We start from the raw sequence: 26014 nt of genomic DNA, 5'->3' as shown, positions 1-26014 counted from the left end.
TTCTTTTCATGCAGCTTTGATCAGGCTTGCTCGAGCAACCCTTTTTCTGATGCCAGTTCCTGCATGCGCTTTTGCAGCTTTTCAAAAGCACGCACTTCGATCTGGCGGATCCGCTCGCGGCTGACATCATAGACACCTGACAGATCTTCCAGCGTGACTGGCTTATCCTGCAAACGGCGTTGGGTCAGGATGTCCTTCTCGCGATCATTCAGAACGTCCATGGCTTGTGCCAGCAGCTCGCGACGGACATTCATCTCGTCGGTTTCTGCATAGTCGCCCGCTTGGTCGGCATCCTCGTCTTCCAACCAATCCTGCCATTGCATTGCACCTTCGCCATCGTTGGACACGGTCGCATTCAACGACGCATCCCCGCCCGACAGACGACGGTTCATGGAAATCACTTCCTCTTCGGTCACATTCAGATCTTCAGCAATCTTCTGAACGTTTTCCGGGCGCAGGTCACCTTCTTCCAACGCACCAATGCGCGCCTTCGCCTTACGCAGGTTGAAGAACAGCTTCTTCTGCGCCGAGGTCGTGCCAAGCTTCACCAGCGACCAAGACCGCAGGATATATTCCTGAATCGAGGCGCGGATCCACCACATCGCATAGGTCGCCAAACGGAAGCCCTTTTCCGGGTCAAAGCGTTTCACAGCCTGCATCAGACCCACATTGGCTTCGGAAATCACCTCGGCCTGCGGCAAACCATAGCCGCGATAGCCCATGGCAATTTTGGCCGCCAGACGCAGATGCGAATTGACCATCTGGTGGGCTGCATCACGATCTTCATGATCCGCCCAACGCTTGGCCAGCATGTATTCTTCTTCGGGCTCCAACATTGGGAACTTCCGGATATCTTGAAGATAGCGGTTCAATCCGCCTTCTGGTGTTGGGGCCGGTAAATTTTTATAGTTACTCATCTTGGCAAACGTCTCCTGTCCGCTTCCCTCATGTTTATGGGCTTAACATCGAGATAAGCCTTACACAGTCGTTTTCAAGAGGGTGTCGTCTAATTTCGTTACCAGAGTATGAATCTCTACGCGCAATTGTAAGAGGATGACACATAACCTCACGCAGTCGTGCGGAAAGTTGCAAATGCAAATTACAGCAGCGGCGCCATCATACCGACCCCGTTGATCAGTACGCGGCGTGGCACAGACCAGTTTTCAACCTTCTTGCGCGAAACCGAAAGCGAGGCGTTAAGGAACATCTTTTGCTTGGCGACAATCGCGCCGACGGTGTCCGGGTCCGCCAGCATCATGCTGTTTTCATAGTTCAAATCAAAACTGCGCCGGTCCAGATTGGCCGACCCAACCAAGGCTGCCTGCCCGTCCACAGTCAGGATCTTGGCATGTAAAAGGCCCGGCTGGAATTCGTGGATCTCGACACCGGCTTTCAAAAGTGCGCGGTAGAAACTGCGCGAGGCAAATCCCACAATATGGCTGTCATTGTTAGCCGGCACGTTCAGCCGCACCCGAACCCCGCGCACCGCGGTTGCACAAATCTGCTGCTGCAACGCCTCGGACGGTACGTAATAGGGTGTGGTGATCACCACCTCGTCCTGCGCCGAGGCCAGAAGCATCTGCGCCATATCCGGAACGCCCTGCACGCTTATATTGGGCCCTGTCCCGGCCACGACGGCTGGAAATCCGCCTTCAGGCAGCGGGGGCGCACGGTGCAGAACCGACGATATGTCCATCCCGCCATTCACCATCCAGTCCGAGACAAAAAGCCGTTGCGACTGCCATGCGACAGGTCCAGTGACGCGCAGCATGATATCGACCCAAGGCGCGAACTTTCGCTTCACCAAAAACGCGGCATCGGCACAATTCTGACTGCCAACAAAGGTCGTATCATGGTCGATCACGATGATTTTGCGGTGATTGCGAATATCGAGGCGACGGAAAAATGCAGCAAGCGGAGCGAACCGGAACGCGAAGGCCACGACGGTTTCAACACCCGCCTCTTGCATGGATTTCCACAACGGATCAGCCAGCAACCCACGCGAGCCCAGCCCGTCGACGATGACCCGACAGGTCACCCCGCGCGCCACGGCCCGCATCAGCGCCTCGGCGACACGGGTTCCGTTGTGATCGGTCAACCAGATATAGAACAGCAGATGCACATGATCACGTGCAGCATCGATATCAGAAATCAGCCAATCTATGCTTTCATTGCTGTCCGTCGTGATCTTGGCGTGATTGCCCGCCACGGGTTGAAACCCATTGACCGATGCCGCCCGTGCAAAGGACTGCCGGTATAGCAAAGGTAGCTCGGGCTGGGGCAAATTCCCTTTGGGGCGCTTGGGAAGCTCACGTCGCAAGTCCTTGAGTTTCTTTTCTGATCGCCGATCTGCGCTTGTGTCCCCCAAGAAGAAATAGGCGATGACACCCACAAGCGGCAGGGACATAATCACCACCACCCACGCCAGACGTGACGCAGCCGAACGATGTTCCCGCGTTACCGCACGCGCAATTGTTGCGATGTCCAACAGCACCAGAAGGACTGCCCATGTGCTGCCCCAGCTGGCCGCCCAAGTAATCTCAAACATACCCGGCCCTACCTCGCGCATTACGCGCAAGCTTCAGCCCGCACGCAGGGTTTCAATTAGGCTAAGCATATCGTCAGGGATCGGTGCTTCAAAGCTGAGTTTTTCACCTGTGACCGGATGCGCAAACCCAAGCGTCGCTGCATGCAGCGCCTGACGTGGGAAGGTGCGCGCAGCCTCAACGGCGTCGGGACCAACCACTTTCACATTTAGTTTGCGCCGACCGCCATAGGTGGGGTCACCAATCAGGCCATGACCTGCATGCGCCATATGTACGCGGATTTGGTGGGTTCGCCCGGTTTCAAGCCAGCATTCAATCAGCGCGGCCTGCGCAGGCGTACCAAAACTTTCCAAGATCCGCGCTCGCGTCACCGCATGACGTCCGCCCGAAAACAGCACCGCCTGCCTTTGGCGATCCGTTTTGTGCCGCGCCAATTGCGTGGTGATCTTCAGGATATTGCCTTTCTCAAAGCTCGTCCCCTTAATGCCCCCCAGTCGCGGGTCCGCCTGATCCGGCGCACCGTGCGTGACCGCCAGATAGTGACGCTCGGCCGTATGGGCTTCGAATTGCTTGGCCAGACCGTGATGGGCAGCGTCCGATTTTGCAACCACCAGCAGGCCCGAGGTATCTTTGTCGATCCGATGTACGATACCGGGGCGCTTTTCCCCGCCGACGCCCGACAGGTTGCCACCAAAGTGATGCAACAAAGCATTCACCAAAGTCCCAGTCGGCGTGCCCGGCGCGGGATGCACAACCATACCCGCAGGTTTGTTCACAACAATCAGGTCGTCATCTTCATAAACGATATCCAGCGGAATATCCTCGGGGCCGATATGGCTTTCATTCGCTTCGGGCACGCGGATCTCTAACTCGTCCCCTTCGGCCAGCTTGGCGCGCGGGTCATCCATCACCTGTCCACCCATCGTGACGGCACCTTCCGCGATCAGCTTGGCCAAACGGGACCGCGACAGGTTTGCTTCCTCTGGCACATCGCGCGCAATCGCCTTATCAAGACGCTTGGGCGGGTTCTCGACTATGATGACCCGGACAATCCGGTGCGAGGTAGACATGGACAAAACTCCTGAACAGGAACTGGACGAAGCCCTTGAGGATAGCGTGGGCCTTGGCACCGTGCGCTATCTGAAAACGATTGTCACGGCAATGACAGTGGCAACGATTCTGGGGATGATCGTGCTGATCACAGTGGTCGTGATGAAGCTTAACCAAACCACGCCGGGCTTCACCCCCCTTGCGCTGCCCGACCAAATCACGCTGCCAGACGGCGTTAGCGCTGAAGCCGTCACCATGGGTCGCGACTGGATCGGCATTGTTTCGGGCAACGAGATACTGATTTATGGCGTTGACGGACAACTGCAAAAACGCATTGCAATCCGCTGATCTGAATTTCGGTGAGGGGGAAGAGATGGTACCGACACCCCGGCTCGAACGGGGGACCTCTTGATCCACAATCAAGCGCTCTAACCTACTGAGCTATGTCGGCACGCCGGATGCGTTTACCCCCACCTGCGGGGCATTGCAAGAGGTCGCGGGTTGAAAAATGCACGAAAGCGCACTAACCCGATCAGAAGGATTTCAGGAGGCCGCACATGGGCATCAACGACGAAAGTAACATCGACGCTAACCTTCAGATCGGACCAACCTCGATCGGCATGGTGCGCCTATATGTCGAAGGTGGCGGCGTGGAACTGCCAATGGATTTCGAACCGGAAGAGGCCGAGGAAATCGCAGAAGAACTGCTGACCGCTGCCAAACAAGCCCGCGCATTGGCTGACGGTGCCAAGTCGAAGAAATAGCGGTTCTAGACGTTGACCAAAGCCGCCACGCCGGGATCGCGAAAGCCCTGTAACCGGCGCGCGGCATGGGTCGCAAATTTCTGCACCATCACTTTGCGCCGGGCCGGCGCCAGCTTGTCTTCCGGCCCCATGCGCATGATCTCGGCGTCATAACTGTCTGCGATGATCAGCCCGGTATCGTCCGGCAACAGCTCGGTCGGGAAATCAGAATCAACCGCCCAGAAGTAACGATCGCACCACTCCAGATACCCCTGCCATTTGTTGTCCGACGTGAAGTCCACGCGCGAGGACTTGCATTCGATCACCCAGATTTCGCCCTTCGGACCCAGCGCCATCACATCCACACGCAGCCCACGCGTCGGCACCAGCTCTTCCACGGTGACAAAACCGTGGCTCAGCATATGGCGGCACACGCCGCGCGCCAGCAATTGTCCGGGCATCAAATTCGTGTCTGAAGTGGTCATGACGTCAATCGAACATTTGGTGAACAAATTGTCAATGGAGCGCACGCACCCTTGCACACAGGCGGCCCCGCGCCTATTTAGGCCAAGGCGGCTTCTGCCCTTCGCGTCACATGCGGGTAAAATTCCGGTGGCCTTAAGCAATTCCGAGGGAGCTGGCTCTGTTTGGGCCGTGGTCCACTTACCCGGCGCCCACCTGTATATACAGGTCCTCGGGAATTCAGACCCCGACGGTCGCGGTGGGGCCGCCACTTTCCCACCTGAATAAACGAAAAACCCGCCAGCCACAGCCGACGGGTTTCGCACGTACATTGCAGCAGTTCAGACGGTGCCTGCCAAGCTCCCCTCCAGCTTGACCAGCTCTTGTCCACCGGCCATCAGGTCCTGCAGCTCTTCCTGCGAGATCTCGCCGCGCATGGCCGTACCAAGTGTCTGACCGCGGTTCAGCACGGTAAATCGGTCCCCAACCGCCATTGCGTGACGTACGTTATGCGTAATGAACACAACGCCGATACCCTGTTTGCGTACTTTGTCGATGGTCGCCAATACGTTGGCCGTCTGGCGCACCCCAAGGGCCGAGGTCGGCTCGTCCAAAATCAGTACCTTCGCACCGAAATGTACCGCGCGGGCGATGGCGACGGTCTGGCGCTCACCGCCCGACAATGTACCCACAGCCTGATCGGGGCCACGCAGGTTGATGCCCATCTTGCGCATCTCTTCCATCGTGACCTCGTTGGCGTGGTCATGATCAAAGAACGACATACCCAGCACCTTGCGCACCGGCTCGTTCCCCATGAAGAAATTGCGGCTGACCGACATCAGCGGGATCATCGCCAGATGCTGGTGCACGGTCGCAATTCCCGCAGCAATCGCGTCGCGGGGATCTTCGAAATGCATCGGCTGCCCTTCGAAAAAGATCTCGCCCGCTGTGGGTTTGTGCACGCCCGACATGGTCTTGATGAAGGTCGACTTGCCCGCACCGTTATCACCCAACAGACAGTGACATTCGCCCGGATGCACATCGACGGACACACCGGCCAATGCAATTACCGATCCGAAGTGCTTTTCGATGTTGGTCATACGGATGATCGGCTCGGATGGCGCCGGATCACCATGGTGGAATTTGGTATCTTCGGTCATATCAACGCTCCCCAGTGATCATGCGGCGGACATAGGTGTTCAGGATCACAGCGGCCAACAGGATCAGCCCCAGGAACACGCGGAACAGCGAACTTTCGACGCCCGCAAAGAACAGGCCCTGCTGCACGACACCAAAGATGAGCGCGCCCAACGCCGCCCCAATGACCGAGCCATAGCCACCCGTCAAAAGCGCGCCGCCGATCACCACGGCAATGATGGCCTCGAATTCTTTCAGCAAACCACGATCCGCACCAGCAGACCCGAATTCCATCACCTGACAGGTTGCGAATACGGTGGCGCAAAAGGCCGTGAACATGAACATCAGGATCTTCACGCGATTCACCGGCACGCCCGAGTTCCTTGCGGCCTCGGCGTCGCCGCCAGCTGCAAAGATCCAGTTGCCGAACTGGGTTTTGGTCAGCAGGATGTGTCCAACGATAACCAGAATGATGGCCCAGACGATCAACATCGGGATGCCGTCAACCACTGGCTGCCCTTCACGCGACCCGCGCGAGAATGTCTCGATCCAGCCCATATCGCCCAGCCAGACAAAAAACCCTTGGAAGACCTTACCACCGAACACGCCAGCCAACCAATCGCCTTCTGCCGCATCCGAGATGCCGCCGATGATGGTTTTGCGCTCGATCGTTTGCGGGAAATATATGGTGAAGCCGCGCAGGATGAACAGGAAAGCCAGCGTCACGATGAAGCTTGGCAGCCCCGTGCGGATCACAATGAACCCGTTCACCGCGCCTAAGGCGGTGCACAGAATGAAGGTCACGATGATGGCCATCCAGACGGGCCAGCCCAAAGTGACCGAAAAGATGGCAATCATCATGCCCGCAAAGCCGATCATCGAGCCGACAGACAGGTCAAATTCGCCTGCGATCATCAACAGACACGCGCCCACAGCGATGATCATGAACTGCGCCGAGACTTGGCTCCAGTTCAATACGCCCTTCGACGAGAACATGCCGCTGTCAAAAGCAAACAAGAAGAACAGGGTGAACACGATGGCGGTGCCGATCATACCGCCCAGCTCGGGCCGGATCATCGCTTCGCGCAGTCGCGAACGGGACTTGATACGCTCGTCCGCCGTGGCGGTGTTTTGTGCGTCAGACATGTGTGCGCCTCTTTCCGCAGAGATAAGAAAGGATGGAAAAAGGGCGGCCAGTATCCGTCGGCCGCCCAGTTGGGAGAGGTTTAGCGATATTCGCCTGCGAATTTCTCGACCAGTTCCAGACCATCAGCGGTCACGAAACCGGGACCCGAGTTGATGTTGTTGCCCGGAAGCACACCATAGCGGTGATAGTTCGTCAGAACGACAACCGGCAGATAGGCCTGCAGGAAAGGTTGCTGGTCGATGCCCCAGTTGATGGTGCCCGCCTTGATGCCCTTCACGATCTCTTCGCCCAGATCAAACGTGCCGAAATAGATGTCTCCGGCCAAGCCGTTTTCATCCAGCGCCAGCAGCGTCGGGTCAGCCGATGTTGGGCCCAGCGTCAGAACTGCATCGGTTTCAGGGTTGGCCGACAGATAGGCCAGAACCTTGTTTTTGATTTCCGACGGGTCTTGACCCGAGTCGATCATCTGATTGCCCAGATCCACACCCAGACCGTCCGCGAAGCCTTGGCAACGCTCGGTCGACGAGGGCGACGAGATATAGTGGTTCACGCACAGGAACGATCCAACGCCGTCGCCTTTGGCACGCAGACCAGCGGCGTAACCCGCATCATATTCGGGCTGACCAACATACATCAAAGCCCCCACTTCGCGCGCCTGCTCTGGCGTGCCCGAGTTCATGATGATCACGTCAACGCCGCTGTCGACCGCAGCCTGAATCGGACCGGACAGCACATCATAGTCCGACAGGGTGGTGATGATGCCATTCGGACCCGAGGCCGCCGCCTGTTCGATGATCCGCGCCATATCGGCAAGGTCGCCGGTGGGCGGGTTGCGGTATTCAACTTCAACGCCCATCTGATCACCGGCCAGCGCGATGCCGTTCTTGATGGTGTTCCACCAGCTGTCGCTGTCAGGTGCGTGGCTGACCAGAATATATTTCTCACCATCTGCCGACGCTGTCGTCGCTGCCATCAATGGTGCGGCAGCAACGGCAGTGGCAAGAGCAAGTTTCTTCATTAGTGAATTCATAATTTCCTCCCAGATTTCACCGAATATTGGTGACGAGGCGGATTACAGCCCGCCCTCCGACTCAAAGTTAATCACATCGCGCGCAGTTTTGCAACCGGTTGCAAAACTGCGCGCGATATTTCAGGATGAAGCCATCGCGAAATCATTATATGAAGATCCAAACAAAAGATCGGATAGGACAAGGAAATGGCCGCCACACTGAAAGATGTCGCTGAACGCGCTGGGGTTTCCCGGTCTGCTGTGTCGCGCACCTTTACCGATGGCGCATCTGTGTCCGACAAGATGCGGCGCAAGGTAGAAAAGGCCGCACGCGAGCTTGGCTACAGCCCCAACGCCCTTGCCTCGTCGCTGACGACGGGCCGCACAAAACTGATCGGACTGGTATCGAACAACTTCCACAACCCGATCTTCCTTGAGGTATTCGACCTGTTCACCCGCGGCCTGCAAGAGCGCGGACTGCGCCCCCTTCTGGTCAATTTGACGGATGAAACCGATCCCGAAAACTCGGTCAGAATGCTGCGGCAATATTCGGTGGATGGTGTGGTTGTCGCCTCGTCGACCCTATTGCCGAGCTTCGCAAAGGCGTTCCGGGACGCGGGCGTCCCCGTGGTCCACAGCTTTGGGCGCTATTCTTCATCCCCGCAAGTTCATGTGGTTGGCATCGATAACGTCGAATGCGGTCGCATGGCTGCACGAACTTTGGTCGCACGGGGATACAGCAAGGTGGGATTTATGGGCGGCCCTGCATCGGCCACATCCACGCAGGACCGGAATGAAGGTTTCATGGACGAGATCGCGCGCCATAAAGGCATCGACGCCACCGTATCATTCGCCCGCGCCTATTCGTTCGAAGCTGGTCGCGAAGAAATGCTGCACCTTTTGTCGGACAACCCTGCCCAAGCGTATTTCTGCGGCGATGACGTCTTGTCCATCGGCGCATTGTCAGCAATCCAAGATCAAGGTCTTCGCGTCCCCGACGACATTGGCGTGATCGGCCTGAACGACATGGAGATGTCACAGTGGGAAAACATCGATTTGACCACAATTCACCAACCCATCCGACAAATTGTCAGCTCATCGATTGAGCTTATGGTCACCATGCTGAACGAACCCGACCGCTATCCCGAGGCACGGATCTTCCCGTGCTCGGTGATCGAGCGGGGCACATTGCGCCCCGCCCTTCCCTAAGCGGCCTACGCGCCCAAAGGCGAGAACGCACAGGTGAAGTGACGCAGTTGCTTTGGCTCTTTCGTGATCGTGAACCCGGTCAGCGTGTCCTTGATTGCTGCCAGCTCCTCGAACACTTCGATCATGTAATCCGCATGGCTTTGCGTATAGGTGCGGCGCGGGATTGCAAGGCGCACAAGATCCATCGCCGCCGGAACCTCGGAGCCGTCAGGCTGGCGGCCAAACATCACCGTTCCGATCTCGCAGCTGCGGATCCCGCCAAGCTCATACAGGGCGACCGCCAGCGCTTGACCGGGATAGGCCGTCGGCGGAATATGCGACAGCCAAGCGCGTGCATCGACAAACACCGCATGCCCGCCCGCAGGTTTCACAACCGGCACACCCAACGCATCCAGACGCTCGATGATATAGGCGTTGGTGCGGATGCGATAGCGAAGGTAATCCTCGTCGACGATTTCCGACAGGCCCTGCGCCAAAGCGTCCAGATCGCGACCCGACAAGCCACCATAGGTCGGGAAGCCTTCGGTGCGGATCAGATGGGTACGCGCTTCGTCGGCCAGATCGTCGTCATTCAGCGCAAGCCACCCGCCGATATTGCCAAATGCGTCCTTTTTGGCGCTCATCGTCATGCCATCCGCATCCGCAAAACAATCGCGCACGATCTCGGGGATCGAGCGATCGCCCTGCCCCGCTTCACGGGTCTTGATAAACCAAGCATTCTCGGCGAAGCGGCATCCGTCAATGAAGAACGGCTTTCCGTATTTCTTCGCCAACGCAGCAGTGCCGCGGATGTTTTCAAGACTGACGGGCTGCCCACCGCCGGCATTATTGGTGATGGTCAGCATCACACAGGGCACGCTGTCGCCGTGTTCTTGCAGATAAGCATCAAGCCGGTCCAGATCCATGTTGCCCTTGAACGGGTGATCGCTGGCGGGATCTTTCCCTTCAGCGATGACAAGGTCATGCCCATGTGCGCCAGAGGCTTCGATGTTCCCGCGAGTGGTATCGAAATGCGTATTGGACGGGATGTTCTTCCCCGCCCCGCCAAGGATCGAAAACAGGATCGCCTCGGCTGCGCGCCCTTGGTGCGTCGGGATCACATGCCGGAACGGCATCAGGTTTTTCACCGCAGCTTCAAAGCGATAGAATGACGGTGACCCGGCATAGCTTTCATCGCCTTGCATCACAGCCGCCCATTGGGCCGCGCTCATGGCGCCAGTACCGCTGTCGGTCAGCAGGTCGATCAGCACGTCATCCGACTTCAATGCAAAAAGGTTGTACTGCGCATCTTTCAACAGCACACGGCGCTCGTCGCGCGTGGTCATGCGGATCGGTTCGACGGCTTTGATGCGAAAGGGTTCGATGATGGTTTTCATCTGGGGCTCCTTCAAAAAAGGTTCGACCCCGGATGGTTCGCGGCAACATGTAACACGATGGGGCCGAAGCGCCGCGGTTGCCCTGCCTGTTGCCGGACCGCGCTCAGCGCCCAATCTGTTGCACTGCCTAAAATGCAGAGCTGGGCGCGAAAATCAAACGGTTTTCGCGCCCATTTGACTTAGCGGAAAATCGACGGACGCGCGTCCAGCCACGCACCCCCATCTTTGGCCGAGGCCACCGCCGTATGCACAGCCGCCATCGAGCGCACACCATCCGCCGCGTTCGGCAATCCGTCACGAACCTCGCCAGAAATGGCATCCGCCAAATCGCAATAGATGTTTGCCACGGCCAGCGGGAAGCCCTCAGGATGCGCAATCGCAACGCGGCTTAGGCGTTGCGCATCTTCATGCAATCCACCCTCGCCCTTTTCAATGATCTGCGTGCGGCCACCGACAGGGGTATAGATCAACTGGTTCGGCTGCTCGGACGCCCAGCGCAGACCGCCGGTTTCGCCAAACACCTGAATGTCGAACCCGTGCTGACGCCCGATTGCAACGGATGAGGTCCAAAGACGCCCAACCGTGCCACCCTCCATGCGGAAATTGACCATGGCGTCGTCTTCCAATTCACGCGAGGCAATGGTCGAGGCGAAATCGGCAGACAGGGTTTCGACCTCGTCATCCGCAATAAAGCTGGCCATATGCAGCGCATGGATGCCGCAATCTGCGAACTGCCCCGACACGCCCGCCATGGCCGGATCATAGCGCCACCGCACGCGTGGATTGTCCGCATCTGTGGCGTCGCCATGATGGCCATGGCTGAAATTCGTGACAACCAGACGCACCTTGCCGATCTCGCCCGCCCGCACCATCGCGCGCGCCTGCCGGACCATCGGATAGGCCGAATAGCAATAGTTTACGGCGCAGATCTTGCCCGATTTCTCGGCCACTTTGACAATCTCTTCGCCTTCCTCGACCGTCATGGTCATGGGCTTTTCGCACAACACGTTAAAGCCCGCCTCAAGGAAGGATTTCGTGATCTCGAAGTGGGTCGAGTTCGGAGTGGCAACCGTGACCAGATCAATCCGGTCGTCGCGGTCCTTTTCGCCGGCCAGCATCTCGGTCCAGTCGCCATAGGCACGATCTGTGGCGATCCCCAGACGCTGTGCATATTCCCGGCCCACGTCAGGACGGTGATCCAAAGCGCCAGCGGTGAATTCGAACCGCCCATCGGCAAGCGCGCCCAGACGGTGTGCCGGGCCAATCTGGCTGCCTTCGCCGCCACCAATCATACCCCATTTCAATTTTGTCATGATGAGGTCTCCTTACTTAAAACCGATGCTTTCAAGATATTCGCGGTTGTCGCGATTATCTTCCATGGGCGTGTTGTCCAGCGTGGGGTCAATGTCTTGTTCGACCGTGCACCAGCCTTCGAAGCCGGCATCAATCAGCAGTTGGCGCACGGCAGGAAAATCCACATCGCCTTGGCCCAGTTTGCAGAAAATACCTTGCCCGCAGGCATCATAGAACCCGGTGCGGTTGGCGATTACGTTGGCCTTAACTTTGGGGTTGATGTCTTTAAAATGCATATAGGAGATACGATCCATATGCCGCTTCATGAAGGCGGCGGGATCGAAGCCCGCATACGAATGGTGACCGGTGTCAAAGCAGATTTTCAGGATCTTCTCATCCACTTCGTCCAACAAACGTTCCAGTTCGGGTTCGAAATCCATGAAACCAGCGGCATGGGCGTGGATACCGACGGTCAGGCCGTATTCCTCGGCCCCGATACGCGCGGATTCCGCGATACGGTTGCGATAGGCGGTCCATTCGGCCTTATCCATCTGCTCGGCTTCCGAGGCACGACCAGCGGTCGGCGCGCGGCGCGGACTGATCGAGTCGATCAACACCAGATGTTCAGCCCCATGCGCCTTCAGAGCCTTCGCCGTGCGGTGGGTTGCGTCCAGCACATCGTCCCACGCGTCAGGGTCGTGATAGGAGCGAAACACGACCCCGCCGATCAGTTGAAGATCGTTTTCGGCCAGCGCATCGCCAAGGATCGCCGGGTCTTCGGGCATGAACCCAACCGGGCCCAGCTCGATCCCCTTATAGCCCGCCTCGGCGCATTCTTTCAGCACGGTCTGCCACGTCGGGTTGCGTGCATCATCTGCAAATTCAACACCCCACGAACAGGGTGCATTACCAATTCTAATGGTCACTTAGGTCGCCTTTCAAAGCTTCAGAAGTTTTTGATGTCCTGCCAGCCACCCGCCTGATCCGAGGCAAGAGCCGCCGCAATCACGCGGTTGACTTCGTGCCCATCCCGGAAGGTCGGCCAGCGGTTTTCCTTGGTCTCGATAGCGGCAAGAAAGTCGCGCGCCTCGATGATGATCTGATCCTGATAGCCGGTGCCATGCCCCGGCCCCTGACAGAAGGGTTCATAGTCGGGATGTGCCGGACCGGTCAGGATCTTGGTGAATCCCTGCGTCGCTGCATCGCCCTCGCGCCGGTACAGCCACAGCGCATTCTGATCTTCCTGATCAAAACGGATCGCGCCTTTGGTGCCCGTCACCTCGTAAGCATAGCCCATCTTGCGGCCCGTCGCGATGCGGCTGAAATACATCTGCCCCATCGTGCCGCTTTCGAACCGGCACATCATTTGGGCGTGATCGTCGTTGGTTACCGCACCGCCAGGACGTTCAGTATGCACAGTTTCGACCTCGGCCATCACGCGGGTGATGGGGCCAAGCAGGGCAAGCGCTGCGTTGACCATATGCGGGGCCAGATCACCCATCGTTCCGTTGGCCATACCACTGGTCCGCCACGTGGCGGGGGTTTCGGGATCGGCCAGAAAGTCCTCGGTATGCTCACCCCGGAACCACGTGACGTCACCAATCACCCCGTCAGAAATCAGCTTGCGCGCATATTGGCTGGCGGGGGTGCGTATATAATTGAAGCCCACCATATTCACGACGCCCGCACCCTCGGCCGCAGCGACCATAGCGGCGCTGTCGTCAAGCGAAGCACCAAGAGGTTTCTCGCAGAAGACAGGCTTGCCCAGCGCGATGGCTGCTTCGGCCACAGCGCGATGCGTTGATTGAGGGGACGCGATCACCACAGCCTCGACGGCTGGGTCATTGACCAGCGCGCGCCAATCATCCGTGCCACGGGCAAAGCCATAGGCCTTGCGATATGTCTCGGCGCTTTCTGGTGTGGTGGCACAGACCATTTCAAGCCGCGGGCGCAGCGCTGTGTCGAACACAGCCCCCACCGCAGACATAGCAACGGCATGGGCCTTACCCATATAGCCACCCCCAATAATGCCGATGCCAATCTCGGTCATTGTGCCCTCTTGTCGTAAATCAGTTTGCAACCGGTTGCAAAACTTGTATCCTGAGAATCGAATTCCCGCAAGCGGCAATCGCCGCAGCGACGCACATCCAAAGGGCCAGACGCTTATGACATCCCCCGCAACCTCCGCCTCGGACACCATCACGCTGACCACGGCACAGGCCATTATCAAATGGCTTTCCAACCAGTATATCGAGATCGACGGCGAAGAGCTGCGCCTGTGTGGCGGTGGGTTCGGCATCTTCGGTCATGGCAATGTGACCTGTCTGGGTGAAGCACTGTATAATGTGCAGGATGAACTGCCGCTGTATCGCGGTCAGAATGAACAAAGCATGGGCTTTGCTGCCGCAGGCTATGCCAAGCAATGGCTACGCCAGCGCTTTATGTTCTGCACCGCATCGGCGGGACCCGGCACCTCGAACCTTGTGACGGCGGCTGGCCTAGCCCATGCGAACCGTCTGCCGATGCTGCTTCTGTGTGGCGACACCTTCCTGACCCGCCTGCCCGATCCGGTGCTTCAGCAGATGGAGAACTTCAACGATCCGACTTTCGGCGTAAATGACGCGTTCAAACCTGTCGTGCGCTATTGGGATCGGATCACCCACCCGGCGCAGATCATTCAATCGCTGCCCAATGCGATCGCCACCATGCTGGACCCCGCCGATTGCGGTCCGGCTTTCCTTGGGCTGCCGCAGGATGTTCAGGGCTGGACCTATGACTATCCCGCTGTGTTCTTTGAGAAGAAAGTGCATCGTATTCGCCGTCAGACCCCTGACGCAGCTGAAATCGCAGACGCGATTGCTCTGCTGAAAACAGCCGAACGCCCAATGATCATCGCTGGCGGAGGCGTGCAGTACTCGCGCGCTGTGGACGAGTTGACCGGATTTGCCGAAGCACATCAAATTCCGGTGGTCGAGACCATTGCGGGCCGCGCCAACATGCTGGCCACCCATCCGCTGAACATCGGCCCGATTGGCGTGACCGGATCCGACAGCGCCAACGCGATTGCCGCGAAAGCCGACGTCATCGTCGCCGTCGGCACGCGGTTGCAGGATTTTACAACCGGGTCGTGGACAGCTTTCGCCAAGGATGCACGCTTTATCTCGATCAACACGGCACGTCATGACGCGGGCAAGCACATGTCGCTGCCTGTGGTGGGCGATGCGAAACTGTCACTGGGCGCGCTGGACGCGGATCTGGATTATGCCGCGCCCGCGGATTGGGTAGGTTTCGCGCAAGCTGAGCGCCAGAAATGGGACGCCTATGTGGAAGACAATGTGTCCTACGGCAATCGCCCCAATTCCTATGCGCAGGCCATCGGCGTTGTGAACGCGCTGTGCGACAAGCGTGACCGCGTGGTGGCGGCTGCGGGCGGTCTGCCCGCCGAAGTCACCGCCAACTGGCGCACGCTGGATCAGGGCACCGTGGACGTAGAATTTGGCTTCTCGTGCATGGGGTACGAGCTTGCAGGCGCATGGGGCGCCCGCATCGCGCAGATGGAACGTGAGCCTGATCAGGACACCATCACATTCTGCGGCGACGGATCGTATATGATGTTGAATTCAGACATCTATTCCAGCGTTCTGAGCCGCAAGAAGATGATTGTCATGCTGCTGGACAATGGTGGTTTTGCCGTCATCAACAAGCTGCAAAACAACACGGGCAATGAAAGCTTCAACAACCTGATCGCCGATTGCCCAACCGTGCCGGAACCCTTCGGGGTCGATTTCGTGGCCCACGCGGCATCCATGGGCGCCGAGGCCGAGAAAGTCTCAAACCCTGCCGAACTGGGCGAGGCCTTCAAGCGCGCGAAAGCGTCTGACAAAACCTATGTGATCGTGATGGATGTCGACCCCTATGAGGGCTGGACCACCGAAGGCCACGCCTGGTGGGAGGTCGGCACCCCCCACATCACCGACAGCGACCGCGTGCGTGCGGCGCATGTGGATTGGGAAGCCTCGCGCGACAAGCAACGGAAGGGCGTGTAATGAGCGCGCTTATCGACGGGATCAAAGGCAACCGCTTCGTCGTCTTCGGACGCGCGGGGATGGATATGTATGCCGACCCGATTGGCACCAAAAGCGAAGTGGCTCAGGTCTTTCGCGCCGACCTTGGCGGATCATCCGCCAATATCTGCGTTGGACTGGTCAAACTGGGCGCATCGGCGTCGCTGGTGACCTCCGTGTCAGACGACGCAGTTGGGCGGTTCTGCGTGAACAAGCTGGGCGATTATGGCGTGGATGCCACCTATGTCCGTGCCGTGGGGGGCGAGGCCCGCACTTCGCTCGCGGTTTATGAAAGCTGCATCGAGGATTTCCAGAACGTCATTTATCGCAACGGCGCTGCCGATTTTCAGGTCTCGTCCGACGACATGAATGCGGTGGATTACACCCAATTCTCGGCCCTGATCACCGCAGGCACGGTCTTTGCCGCCGAGCCTTCACGCTCGGCCACGTTCCGCGCCTTTGACAACGCACGCGCGGCAGGGCTGCCTGTGGTCTTCGACATCGACTATCGCCCCTATAGCTGGCCCTCGCCGGAGATCGCCGCCGAGGTCCTGACCCGCGCGGGCGAAGCAAGCGATCTGATCGTCGGCAATGACGAAGAATTCGGGTTTATGGCCGGCGGCATCGAGAAAGGCTTGGACAAAGCCCGCGAGTTGGCCGCGCAAGGCCGCATGGTGATCTACAAGATGGGCCATGAAGGTGCGATCACGCTGACTGACGGGCAGGAAATCCGCACCGGCATCTATCCGGTCACCGCCGTAAAACCCAACGGCGCAGGCGACAGCTTCTTGTCAGGCTTTCTGGCCTCTGTCGCGCAAGGGCATTCGATCACCGACGCAGTACGACGTGGCTCGGCCTGCGCCTCGATCGTGGTCAGCAAACCCGGCTGCGCCAATGCCATGCCCACCACAGCCGAGCTTGATGAGTTCCTAAACGCTCATCCCGGCGAGACAGGTAACTAAAGGACACCCCATGCATATCGCCCCACACGACAATCAGAACAAACCCATCGTGGATGCAGATCACGATCTGGTGCCGCTGACTTATTTCAACATCGTGAAACTGAAGAAAGGCGAAGTGTTTGAATACACCGTGCCCGGATACGAGACCTGCGTGGTACCTGCCACAGGGACGGTTGATGTTGATGTGGAAGGGGCCGTGTTCGAACACCTTGGCAATCGCGTTGGTGACGTTTGGGGGGGCGAGCCCGAGGGCGTCTATGTTCCCGTCGGCGCCAAGGTGCGGCTAACCTGTATCACGGACGAGACCGAGACCTTCATTGCAGGCGCAAAATACGACAAAGTGCTGGAACCCTTCGACGTGCGCGAAAGCCAGTTGGATCTGGTGCAATATGGCTCGGACGACACGAAAACGCACCGTAAAATCAAGCACATCCTAGGCGCGAACCAGCATGACAAGGTTGGCCGCCTTCTGGTCAGCGAGCTGTTCACCGTAGGGCAAGGCGGCTGGTCCGGCTTCCCCTCGCACAAACATGATACCGACCGCCTGCCCGACGAAACCCGCCATGACGAGACCTATAACTTCCGGTTCAAACCGAATTATGGCTCGGGCCTTCAGATGCTTCAGCGCGAAGACAACAAGCCGGGCGACGCCTATCACATCATGGATGGCTCAACCATCTGCATCGACAAAGGCTATCACCCCTGCGCGGTGCTGCCCGGATATGAAATGTACTATTTCACCATTCTGGGCGGGCAGTCTCAGCGCTCGTTGAAGCAATATTTCCAACCCACACATGCCGAGCAATTGCACACAATCCCCGGCATCATGGACATGGTGGCGAAGTTCAAATGACATTGGTGACATTGAAAGACGTCGTGCAACCAGCGCTGCGCGATGGCTATGCCGTAGCTGGCCTTGTAACCCTGGGATGGGAGGACATGCGCGCCTATGTCGCAGCAGCCGAGGCAGAAAACTGCCCGGTCATTCTGCAAGCCGGGCCATCCTGCCGCGAACACACACCCCTGCCCATTCTGGGCAAGATGTTCCGCCACTTGGCCGAAGGTGCCTCGGTTCCCGTCGTGGCCCATCTGGACCATGGCTATACGGCCGAGGACTGTCGCATTGCCATCGACAGCGGCTTTACATCTGTGATGTTCGACGGATCCCGCAAACCACTTCAGCAAAACATCGACGAAACTGCCGCCATTGCTGAAATGGCCCATGCCGCAGGCGTGTCCTGCGAGGGCGAGATCGGCTTTGTTGGATATTCAGGCGGCGAAGGCTCTGCCGGAACGGACCCGGAAGAGGCCGCGCAATTCGCCCGCGAGACCGGGGTGGACGCCATGGCAATCTCGGTCGGGAACGTACATTTGCAACAGGACAAAGAAGGCGGTCTGGACGAACCCCGCATCCGCGCGATCGAGGCCCTAACCGAAACGCCATTGGTGATCCACGGCGGTTCCGGCGTCCCTGTGGCGCAGCGGACTGCATTGGCGCGCGGGTCCAAAATCTGCAAGTTCAACATCGGAACCGAGCTTCGGATGGCATTTGGCAACGCATTGCGAGATGCGGTCACGTCCGATCCTGACCGGTTTGACCGGGTGCAGATTTTGAAAGAAACACATGATCCCGTGGTCGCGGTTGCCCGACAGGTCCTACGCGCGTTCAAACCAGAATAGGCGCCTAGCCGATCTTCGCCAGAAGCTTTTCCTGAACATCAGCAGGAACGAAATTGCTGACGTCGCCGCCCAGCTTTGCGATTTCTTTCACCAGCTTGGACGCGATCGCCTGATATCGTGCCTCGGCCATCAGAAACACGGTTTCAACACTGTCATCCATCGCACGATTCATGCCAACCATCTGATATTCATACTCGAAATCCGTCACAGCGCGCAGGCCGCGAATGATGATCTGCGCGCCGACATCGTGGGCGCAATCGATCAGAAGGTTCTGAAAGGGGTGGGCCACGATCTCGGTCCCGGTTTCGGCGGACAGCTTGGCACATTCCGCTTCGACCATCGCCACGCGTTCTTCCAACGAAAACAACGGTCCCTTGCCGGTATTGATTGCAACGCCAATCACCAGACGATCCACCAGCGCACAGGCGCGACGAATGATGTCTGTATGCCCCAAAGTAATCGGGTCGAAGGTTCCGGGGTACAATCCGATGCGCATGATCTGGTCTCCTTACAGTGGGCGCACGCAACATTATGACACACCCAAATGCAAGCTTTTTCCGCAGTGCAGCGTATTCCTACGTAAAGCGTTCCGAGCTTGGCTTAAGACACAAGCGAAAGGCAAACCCGAAACGCGGGTCCAAGATCTAGTAGCCCATAATCATGTTTTTCAGCGCATCCGCCTGCTGGGACAGCTCTTCCAAACGGGCTTTGACCACGTCGCCGATAGACACCAAACCAACCATCTCGTCACCTTCCATCACCGGCATGTGGCGGAAACGGCCCTCGGTCATGGTTTGCAGCACCTGAATGGCTCGGTCGCCCGGCGCGCAGGTAATCAGCTTCGCAGTCATCAGGTCATCCACCGGCTGATCCAGACAGCCCGTGCCGACTTTACCCAGCTCGGATACAATGTCACGCTCGGACAGGATGCCCGCCGGATGAACCCCATCGTTAGACACGATCACCGCACCAATTTTTTTCTCGGACAGAAGCTGTGCTGCGGCCGCCACCTTGCTACCCGGCTTGACCGTCGCAACACCCTCGAGGTTTTTGTCTTTGAGGATCTGGTGAATGAGCATGGGTGCCCTCCTGTCTGAATGTATTGTATTTTTCTGTCCCCAGCGTCGCCTTTCGCGCAACAAAATGTCAAGAACTCTTTGCACTTGCAGCACTAATCCCGGACCATTCCTTCCAGGCGGGCCACCTCGTCCCGAATTCCGCGCAATAGCTCTTCCCCCACCCGCGCGAACCGCTCCATGCGTGCATCGCCTTCATGGCGCACCAGATAAAACGAGCGCCGGATCGAAAGCTCATCGATCAGAACCCGCTTCAATTCGGGTGCCGAGGGCAAAATGAAGTCATGCGTAACGCCCACGCCACCACCTTGCTTCACAAGTCCCAGCTGCACCGACACAAGGTTAGATGCCAAGGCCGTTTTTTCGACCCCCAGATCCTCAAGGAAATCCAGCTCAGGATAGGAAATCATATCCTGAATATATCCCACCACCGGGTGATTGCGCAGATCAGCCAAACTGTCCAAAGGCGATGCTTGCGCCAGATAATCATGCGTCGCCGCAAGATGAAGATGATAGTCTGTAATTTTCTGCACTGTGATCCGGCCCGTCTGCGGTGGCGACACCGTGATCGCCATATCGGCCTCGCGCTTGGACAGGTTGATCACACGCGGAAGCGCGACGATCTGCAACTCCAACTCAGGATGATCGCGCTGAATGGCAGCACAGACCTGCGGCAGGATGAAGCTGGCCACCCCATCTGTCGCCCCGATCCGCACCTGCCCAGACAATTGCCCTGACTGCCCTGCCAGCTCGTCCACACCGGACATCACCGCCTGTTCAACGCGCTCGGCATGGGCCATCAGCCGCAACCCAGCATCCGTCAGCGCATATCCTTGCGGAGATTTCGTGAACAACGGCAGCCCAAGATCCGCCTCAAGCTTGGACACCCGCCGCCCAACGGTTGCTGCATCCCGCTTCAACACACGCCCAGCACGCGACAGGCTTTCCCCGCGCGCCACCGCAAGAAACACTTTCAGATCATCCCAGTCCAAAGCCGCCCCTCTTTTTCTTGTTTCAAATATCCTGGGGTGAGGCCGTAAGGCCGAGGGGCGAAGCCCCTGCCACATCTCGTCCCCGCGCCCGCATCTTGCAAAATTGCAAAACGCTTTTGGAAAACTACCCCTTTTCCCGGCAATTCTGCAAGACTATCCTGCCCCCGAATAATGGGAGAACTACCATGCAGAAACTTGGACACTGGATCAACGGCCAGATGGTCGACGGGACGTCCGGCCGCACTGCCGACGTCTTTAACCCCGCCACCGGCGAAGTACAGGCACAGGTTGCCCTGGCCACCAAAGCCGAGCTGGACGACGCCGTCGCCAAAGCCGCCGAAGCCCAGAAAGCTTGGGGCGCAACCAACCCGCAAAAACGCGGCCGTGTGATGATGGCGCTGGTTGGCCTTCTGAACCGTGACATGGACAAGCTGGCTGAAGCCCTGTCGCGCGAGCATGGCAAAACCATCCCCGACGCAAAAGGCGACGTTCAGCGTGGTCTGGAAGTGATCGAATACTGCATCGGTGCAGCCCAGATGATGAAGGGCGAATTCACCGACTCCGCTGGCCCCGGTATCGACATGTATTCCATGCGTCAGCCTTTGGGCGTTGTGGCGTCGATCACGCCCTTCAACTTCCCTGCCATGATCCCACTGTGGGGCATGGGTCCGGCACTGGCCGCAGGCAACGCGATGATCCTGAAACCGTCCGAGCGCGACCCCTCGGTTCCACTGATGCTGGCCCAGCTGTGCAAAGAAGCTGGCCTGCCCGATGGCGTACTGCAGGTCGTGAACGGCGACAAAGACTCGGTTGATGCCATTCTGGACAACGAAACCATTCAGGGCGTTGCCTTCGTCGGTTCTACCCCGATTGCGCATTACATCTACTCGCGTGCTACCGCCAACGGCAAACGCGCACAGTGCTTCGGCGGTGCGAAAAACCACATGATCATCATGCCCGACGCCGATATCGAACAGGCGGCAGACGCGCTGATCGGTGCTGGTTTCGGCGCAGCTGGCGAGCGCTGCATGGCGATCTCGGTTGCTGTGCCAGTGGGTAACGAAACCGCTGACAAGCTGCGTGACGCCCTTGTGCCGCGCATTGAAAAGCTGAAAGTCGCACCTTACACCGCAGGCGATGACGTGGATTACGGCCCCGTTGTGACCTCGGCTGCCAAGGAAAACATCCTGCGCCTGATCAACTCGGGCGTAGAACAGGGTGCTGATCTGGTTGTCGACAACCGCGACTTCAGTCTTCAGGGCTATGAGGACGGCTTCTTTGTTGGCCCGCACCTTTTCGACAACGTCACCACCGATATGGACATCTACAAGCAGGAAATCTTTGGCCCTGTTCTGTCGATGGTGCGCGCTGAAAGCTATGAGGAAGCCATCGGCCACGCCATGGATCACGAATACGGCAACGGCACCGCGATCTTCACCCGTGATGGTGACACCGCACGTGATTTCGCCAACCGGATCAATATCGGCATGGTCGGCATCAACGTTCCGATCCCGGTTCCGCTGGCCTATCACACTTTCGGCGGATGGAAGAAGTCGGGCTTTGGCGACCTGAACCAACACGGCCCGGACGCGTTCAAGTTCTACACGCGCACCAAGACCGTGACCCAGCGCTGGCCGTCGGGCATCAAAGAAGGTGGCGAGTTCAACTTCAAAGCCATGGACTAAGACCTGATTTGGTTTTCACGAAACGCCCCGGCCCTCCGCCGGGGCGTTTTTCGTTTCAGGCCTGCCCGCTTGTCCATTCGACATTCTCTTGCCAAAGTGGTCTTGCGCGATGCAGACAGGAGGACAGGCCATGGCCCGACAAGCCCCCACATTCTCGATCGGGATCGAGGAAGAATACCTGTTGATCGATCGCGACAGCCTTGCCCTGCGCGAAGCCCCAGATGAGATGATGGAGGCCTGCCGCGCCGAGTTGGAGGGCCAAGTCAGCCCTGAATATCTGCAATGCCAGATCGAGATCGGAACCCGCGTTTGCGCAGATGTATCCGAAGCCCGCGACGATCTGAAACGGCTGCGCGCCTGTGTTTCAAAGAATGCGAAGATTTATGGCCTGGCCCCGATTGCGGCCTCGTGCCATCCATTCGCAGATTGGAAAGATCAACATCACGTAGACAAGGATCGCTATAATGACCTGCGCCGGGATCTGGCGGGCGTGGTGCGGCGCATGTTGATTTGCGGGATGCATGTGCATGTGGGCATCCCCGATCCAGACACGCGGATCGACCTTGTAAATCAGTTGACCTATTTCCTGCCGCATCTGCTGGCGATGTCCGCCAGCTCTCCTTTTTGGCAGGGGGAAGACACGGGATTGGCCTCGTACCGGTTGACCGTGTTTGACAACCTGCCCCGCACCGGATTGCCCCCGCAGCTTGGAAGCTGGTCAGAATATGAACGCTCGGTTCAGGCGCTGGTGGATATCGGAGTGATCGAAGACAGTTCGAAAATCTGGTGGGATCTGCGCCCATCAGCCCGCTTCCCAACCATCGAGGCGCGGATTTGCGATGTACAGCCGCGCATGGAAGACACGCTGTCGCTGGCCGCATTGATCCAATGTTTGACGCGCATGCTATGGCGTTTGAAAGCCAAGAACCAACGCTGGCGGATGTACGATAATTTCCTTGTCGGCGAAAACCGCTGGCGCGCCCAGCGCTATGGTGTGACGGGCGGCTTAATCGACTTCGGTCAGGGCGAGATCGTGGGCTTTGACGCCTTGCTGGACGAGATGATCGAATTGACTGCCGAGGACGCGGAAGTCTTGGGCTGTCAGGCCGAGGTCGAACACGCCCGCACCATTCTGTCAGGCGGCACCGCTTCCGACCGTCAACGTGCCGTCTTTCATGACAGCCTTCAGGCTGAAAAACCGAAAGAAGAAGCGTTGCGCGACGTGGTTCGTCATCTGGTCGACGCGTTCCATGATGGGCTATAGACACAGTATTTCTACGTGGTTTTTCGATGGGTTAGACCCGGATAATTCTTAGGATACGGCGGAAGGTTACAGGGCCTGAAAAACTCCTGTAAGGATTGCGCCCTAAGTTACGCCCAGACACGTGGACGGGAGGACCAGATGGATTTCGCGCTGACCGAGGAACAGACCCTCATTTTCGACATGGCAAAAAGCTTTGGCGAAGAAAATATCGCACCCAATTCCGAGAAGTGGGAGGCCGAAGGCACCATCCCGAAAGAGCTGTGGCCGCAGCTCGCCGAGCTTGGGTTTGGCGGCATCTATGTCTCTGAAGAATACGGCGGGTCTGGCCTATCGCGCCTTGATGCCACGCTGATTTTCGAAGCGCTTGCCATGGCCGATCCGGCAATTGGGTCTTTCTTGTCGATCCACAACATGTGTGGCGGCATGATCGACAAATTCGGTAAGGAAGAAGACAAGCAAAAGTGGCTTCCGGCGCTCTGCTCAATGGAGAAAGTGTTCAGCTATTGCTTGACCGAACCGGGCTCGGGATCGGACGCAGCCGCGCTGAAGGCTCGCGCCGAAAAAACCAACGAAGGATACGTGTTGAACGGTAACAAGGCCTTCATCTCGGGCGGCAACTATTCAGACGTGTACGTCACCATGTGCCGCACTGGCGAAGACGGCCCCAAAGGCATTTCGACCGTGATCGTCGAAGCTGGCACGCAGGGTCTGAGCTTTGGCGCGAATGAACGTAAGATGGGGTGGAAAGCGCAGCCGACCTCTCAGGTGCAATTCGACGATTGTACCGTGCCGCATGAGAATCTGCTGGGTGAAGAAGGCAAAGGCTTTGTCTATGCTATGGCAGGTCTGGACGGTGGACGTCTGAATATCTCTGCCGGTGCTCTTGGCGGAGCACAGAAAGCTCTGGATCTGACCCTGCAATATATGGGCGAACGTAAGGCGTTTGGCAAAACCATTGACCAGTTCCAAGCGCTGCAATTCCGTCTGGCCGAGTATGAGACCAAGCTTCAAGCCGCGCGCACCTTCCTGCGTCAGGCAGCGTGGAAGCTGGACAATGGCGCGCATGATGCGTCCAAGTTCTGCGCGATGGCCAAGCTGATGGTGACGGATGCGTCCTTCGAGGTCGCCAATGGCTGTCTGCAACTGCATGGCGGCTATGGCTATCTGTCCGATTACGGCATCGAGAAGATCGTGCGTGACCTGCGTGTGCACCAGATTCTGGAAGGCACGAACGAGATCATGCGCCTGATCGTGGGCCGTCAACTGTTGGCCGAGCGTGACCGCGGCTAATGTCTGACATCTCTATCCGTAAAGAAGGCAAAGCGGGGCGGATCACGTTGACCCGCCCGGATGCGCTGAACGCTCTTAGCTATGACATGTGTCTTGAGATCGACGCGGCCCTGATCAAATGGGCTGGTGATGACGACGTGGCGCTGATTCTGATCGACGCCGAGGGTGATCGTGCCTTCTGTGCCGGAGGTGACATCCGCGAAATTTACGAGATCGGCCTATCGGGCGATCACACCCGCGCACAGGAATTCTGGCGCGATGAATACCGTATGAACGCGCGCCTGTTTGAATTCCCCAAACCCGTGGTCAGCTTCATGCAAGGCTTCACCATGGGTGGCGGCGTCGGCGTGGGCTGTCACGGCTCGCACCGGATCATGGCGCGATCCTCGCGCATGGCGATGCCGGAATGCGGGATCGGGCTGGTGCCGGATGTGGGCGGATCAATGATCCTGGCCCATGCGCCGGGCAGACTGGGCGAATATATCGGCATGACCGGCGCACGTTTGGCGCCGGGCGATGCGATCCACGCAGGCTTTGCCGATTATGTGATCCCCCAAACCGAATGGGACGCGCTGAAGGTGGACCTGATCCGCACCGGCGACCCCAACCACATCGACGAAGCACAGGTCCCACCTATTCCCGGCAACCTGTCGGCCATGCAGCCGATGATCGACGCCCATTTCGGTGGCGGCAGTCTGGGCGAGATTGTCACTTCGCTTCGCGCTGAGGACAGCCAGTTTTCCGAGAACACGCTAGAGCTTCTGGGCCGAAACTCGCCCCTGTCGATGGCCTGCACGGTCGAGATGCTGCATCGGATGGCGGGAACGCGTGACGTGCGCGCATCGCTCGAATTGGAATACCGGTTCGTCTATCGTGCGCTGGAACATTCCGATCTGGTCGAAGGCATTCGCGCCGCCGTGATCGACAAGGATCGCAACCCGAACTGGGAATACGATATGGACAACCTGCCCCAAGCCGAGGTCGAGCACATGCTGGCCCCCTTGGGCGACAAGCAACTGACATTCTAGG

At 58.2% G+C, this 26014-nt stretch carries 25 protein-coding genes and 1 tRNA gene; 11 read left to right on the top strand and 15 right to left on the bottom strand.

From position 1 onward, the window contains the following. Positions 1–20: 20 nt before the first annotated feature. The 3 genes from rpoH to FIL88_RS03710 form a co-directional block, all read right to left on the bottom strand. On the bottom strand, positions 21–917 hold the full coding sequence (gene rpoH, locus FIL88_RS03720; protein ID WP_142852455.1) for an RNA polymerase sigma factor RpoH: 897 nt from the start codon (positions 915–917) through the stop codon (positions 21–23). Positions 918–1099: 182 nt separating this feature from the next. Continuing rightward, positions 1100–2548: a cardiolipin synthase gene (gene cls / locus FIL88_RS03715; RefSeq protein ID WP_185960833.1), complete on the bottom strand. Its 1449-nt coding sequence runs from the start codon at positions 2546–2548 to the stop codon at positions 1100–1102. A 33-nt stretch (positions 2549–2581) separates the two neighbouring features. Continuing rightward, positions 2582–3616: an RluA family pseudouridine synthase gene (locus FIL88_RS03710; RefSeq protein ID WP_142852453.1), complete on the bottom strand. Its 1035-nt coding sequence runs from the start codon at positions 3614–3616 to the stop codon at positions 2582–2584. Between FIL88_RS03710 and FIL88_RS03705 the strand changes: the two genes are divergently transcribed. Continuing rightward, on the top strand, positions 3615–3944 hold the full coding sequence (locus FIL88_RS03705) for a DUF6476 family protein (RefSeq protein ID WP_142852452.1): 330 nt from the start codon (positions 3615–3617) through the stop codon (positions 3942–3944). The two genes, FIL88_RS03710 and FIL88_RS03705, sit on opposite strands and share 2 nt — an antisense overlap. 26 nt (positions 3945–3970) lie before the next feature. On the opposite strand, the gene FIL88_RS03700 is transcribed toward FIL88_RS03705, so the two are convergent. Further along, positions 3971–4047: transfer RNA gene (locus FIL88_RS03700), tRNA-His, on the bottom strand. 106 nt (positions 4048–4153) lie between these two features. Between FIL88_RS03700 and FIL88_RS03695 the strand changes: the two genes are divergently transcribed. Next, the gene (locus FIL88_RS03695; protein WP_142852451.1) at positions 4154–4360 is read left to right on the top strand and encodes a DUF6324 family protein; all 207 of its coding nucleotides are present in this window, start codon (positions 4154–4156) and stop codon (positions 4358–4360) included. Between the two features lie 5 nt (positions 4361–4365). Here the strand turns inward: FIL88_RS03695 and FIL88_RS03690 are convergent, their stop codons facing one another. The 4 genes from FIL88_RS03690 to FIL88_RS03675 form a co-directional block, all read right to left on the bottom strand. Then, positions 4366–4824 carry an MmcB family DNA repair protein gene (locus FIL88_RS03690; RefSeq protein WP_142852450.1) on the bottom strand — a complete coding sequence of 153 codons (459 nt, stop codon included), beginning with the start codon at positions 4822–4824 and terminating at the stop codon, positions 4366–4368. A 318-nt stretch (positions 4825–5142) separates the two neighbouring features. Then, positions 5143–5961, bottom strand: a complete 819-nt coding sequence (locus FIL88_RS03685; protein ID WP_142852449.1) for an ATP-binding cassette domain-containing protein — start codon at positions 5959–5961, stop codon at positions 5143–5145. Between the two features lies 1 nt (position 5962). Further along, positions 5963–7084, bottom strand: a complete 1122-nt coding sequence (locus FIL88_RS03680; RefSeq protein WP_142852448.1) for an ABC transporter permease — start codon at positions 7082–7084, stop codon at positions 5963–5965. 80 nt (positions 7085–7164) lie between these two features. Continuing rightward, complete coding sequence (locus tag FIL88_RS03675; RefSeq protein ID WP_142852447.1) at positions 7165–8115, bottom strand: sugar ABC transporter substrate-binding protein; 951 nt, start codon at positions 8113–8115, stop codon at positions 7165–7167. Between the two features lie 186 nt (positions 8116–8301). Here FIL88_RS03675 and FIL88_RS03670 point away from each other — a divergent pair, with 186 nt between their 5' ends. Continuing rightward, positions 8302–9303, top strand: coding sequence for a LacI family DNA-binding transcriptional regulator (locus FIL88_RS03670; RefSeq protein WP_142852446.1), 1002 nt, complete (start codon positions 8302–8304; stop codon positions 9301–9303). A gap of 5 nt (positions 9304–9308) precedes the next feature. Here the strand turns inward: FIL88_RS03670 and FIL88_RS03665 are convergent, their stop codons facing one another. The 4 genes from FIL88_RS03665 to FIL88_RS03650 all read right to left on the bottom strand — a co-directional run bounded on the left by FIL88_RS03665 (position 9309) and on the right by FIL88_RS03650 (position 14022). Beyond that, positions 9309–10679: a tryptophanase gene (locus FIL88_RS03665; protein WP_142852445.1), complete on the bottom strand. Its 1371-nt coding sequence runs from the start codon at positions 10677–10679 to the stop codon at positions 9309–9311. Positions 10680–10858: 179 nt separating this feature from the next. Beyond that, the gene (locus FIL88_RS03660) at positions 10859–11992 is read right to left on the bottom strand and encodes a Gfo/Idh/MocA family protein (protein WP_142852444.1); all 1134 of its coding nucleotides are present in this window, start codon (positions 11990–11992) and stop codon (positions 10859–10861) included. 12 nt (positions 11993–12004) lie between these two features. Continuing rightward, positions 12005–12898 carry a TIM barrel protein gene (locus FIL88_RS03655; protein ID WP_142852443.1) on the bottom strand — a complete coding sequence of 298 codons (894 nt, stop codon included), beginning with the start codon at positions 12896–12898 and terminating at the stop codon, positions 12005–12007. A gap of 20 nt (positions 12899–12918) precedes the next feature. Next, complete coding sequence (locus FIL88_RS03650; RefSeq protein WP_142852442.1) at positions 12919–14022, bottom strand: Gfo/Idh/MocA family protein; 1104 nt, start codon at positions 14020–14022, stop codon at positions 12919–12921. A gap of 115 nt (positions 14023–14137) precedes the next feature. On the opposite strand from FIL88_RS03650, the gene iolD reads away from it, so the two are divergent. Genes iolD through FIL88_RS03630 form a run of 4 tightly spaced genes read left to right on the top strand, consistent with a single transcriptional unit; the run spans position 14138 to position 18678 of the window. Next, positions 14138–16018, top strand: a complete 1881-nt coding sequence (gene iolD, locus FIL88_RS03645; RefSeq protein ID WP_142852441.1) for a 3D-(3,5/4)-trihydroxycyclohexane-1,2-dione acylhydrolase (decyclizing) — start codon at positions 14138–14140, stop codon at positions 16016–16018. Continuing rightward, positions 16018–16998, top strand: a complete 981-nt coding sequence (gene iolC / locus FIL88_RS03640) for a 5-dehydro-2-deoxygluconokinase (RefSeq protein WP_142852440.1) — start codon at positions 16018–16020, stop codon at positions 16996–16998. Before iolD ends, iolC begins: the two co-directional genes overlap by 1 nt. 10 nt (positions 16999–17008) lie before the next feature. Next, a complete protein-coding gene (locus FIL88_RS03635; protein WP_142852439.1) occupies positions 17009–17851 on the top strand; it encodes a 5-deoxy-glucuronate isomerase in 843 nt (280 codons plus the stop codon). Next, complete coding sequence (locus tag FIL88_RS03630; RefSeq protein ID WP_142852438.1) at positions 17848–18678, top strand: class II fructose-bisphosphate aldolase; 831 nt, start codon at positions 17848–17850, stop codon at positions 18676–18678. Before FIL88_RS03635 ends, FIL88_RS03630 begins: the two co-directional genes overlap by 4 nt. Positions 18679–18682: 4 nt before the next feature. Here FIL88_RS03630 and coaD read toward each other — a convergent pair whose 3' ends face one another. From coaD to FIL88_RS03615, 3 genes are all read right to left on the bottom strand, one after another. Further along, positions 18683–19174 (bottom strand): pantetheine-phosphate adenylyltransferase, encoded by a 492-nt coding sequence (coaD, locus tag FIL88_RS03625; protein WP_142852437.1) that lies wholly within the window; start codon positions 19172–19174, stop codon positions 18683–18685. A gap of 148 nt (positions 19175–19322) precedes the next feature. Continuing rightward, entirely contained in the window at positions 19323–19757 is a 435-nt protein-coding gene (locus tag FIL88_RS03620; protein WP_142852436.1) for a CBS domain-containing protein, read from the bottom strand. Positions 19758–19849: 92 nt separating this feature from the next. Then, the gene (locus tag FIL88_RS03615; RefSeq protein ID WP_246066599.1) at positions 19850–20746 is read right to left on the bottom strand and encodes a LysR family transcriptional regulator; all 897 of its coding nucleotides are present in this window, start codon (positions 20744–20746) and stop codon (positions 19850–19852) included. Between the two features lie 185 nt (positions 20747–20931). Here FIL88_RS03615 and FIL88_RS03610 point away from each other — a divergent pair, with 185 nt between their 5' ends. From FIL88_RS03610 to FIL88_RS03595, 4 genes are all read left to right on the top strand, one after another. Then, positions 20932–22431: a CoA-acylating methylmalonate-semialdehyde dehydrogenase gene (locus FIL88_RS03610; RefSeq protein ID WP_142852434.1), complete on the top strand. Its 1500-nt coding sequence runs from the start codon at positions 20932–20934 to the stop codon at positions 22429–22431. Positions 22432–22561: 130 nt separating this feature from the next. Further along, positions 22562–23695, top strand: coding sequence for a carboxylate-amine ligase (locus tag FIL88_RS03605; protein WP_142852433.1), 1134 nt, complete (start codon positions 22562–22564; stop codon positions 23693–23695). Positions 23696–23833: 138 nt separating this feature from the next. Then, a complete protein-coding gene (locus FIL88_RS03600; protein WP_142852432.1) occupies positions 23834–24985 on the top strand; it encodes an acyl-CoA dehydrogenase family protein in 1152 nt (383 codons plus the stop codon). Further along, positions 24985–26013: an enoyl-CoA hydratase/isomerase family protein gene (locus tag FIL88_RS03595; RefSeq protein WP_142852431.1), complete on the top strand. Its 1029-nt coding sequence runs from the start codon at positions 24985–24987 to the stop codon at positions 26011–26013. The genes FIL88_RS03600 and FIL88_RS03595 overlap by 1 nt, the downstream gene beginning before the upstream one ends. Position 26014 lies beyond the last annotated feature (1 nt).

Source organism: Aliiroseovarius halocynthiae, from assembly GCF_007004645.1.
GTDB lineage: Bacteria > Pseudomonadota > Alphaproteobacteria > Rhodobacterales > Rhodobacteraceae > Aliiroseovarius > Aliiroseovarius halocynthiae.
This window is presented reverse-complemented; position numbering and strand designations above follow the sequence as displayed.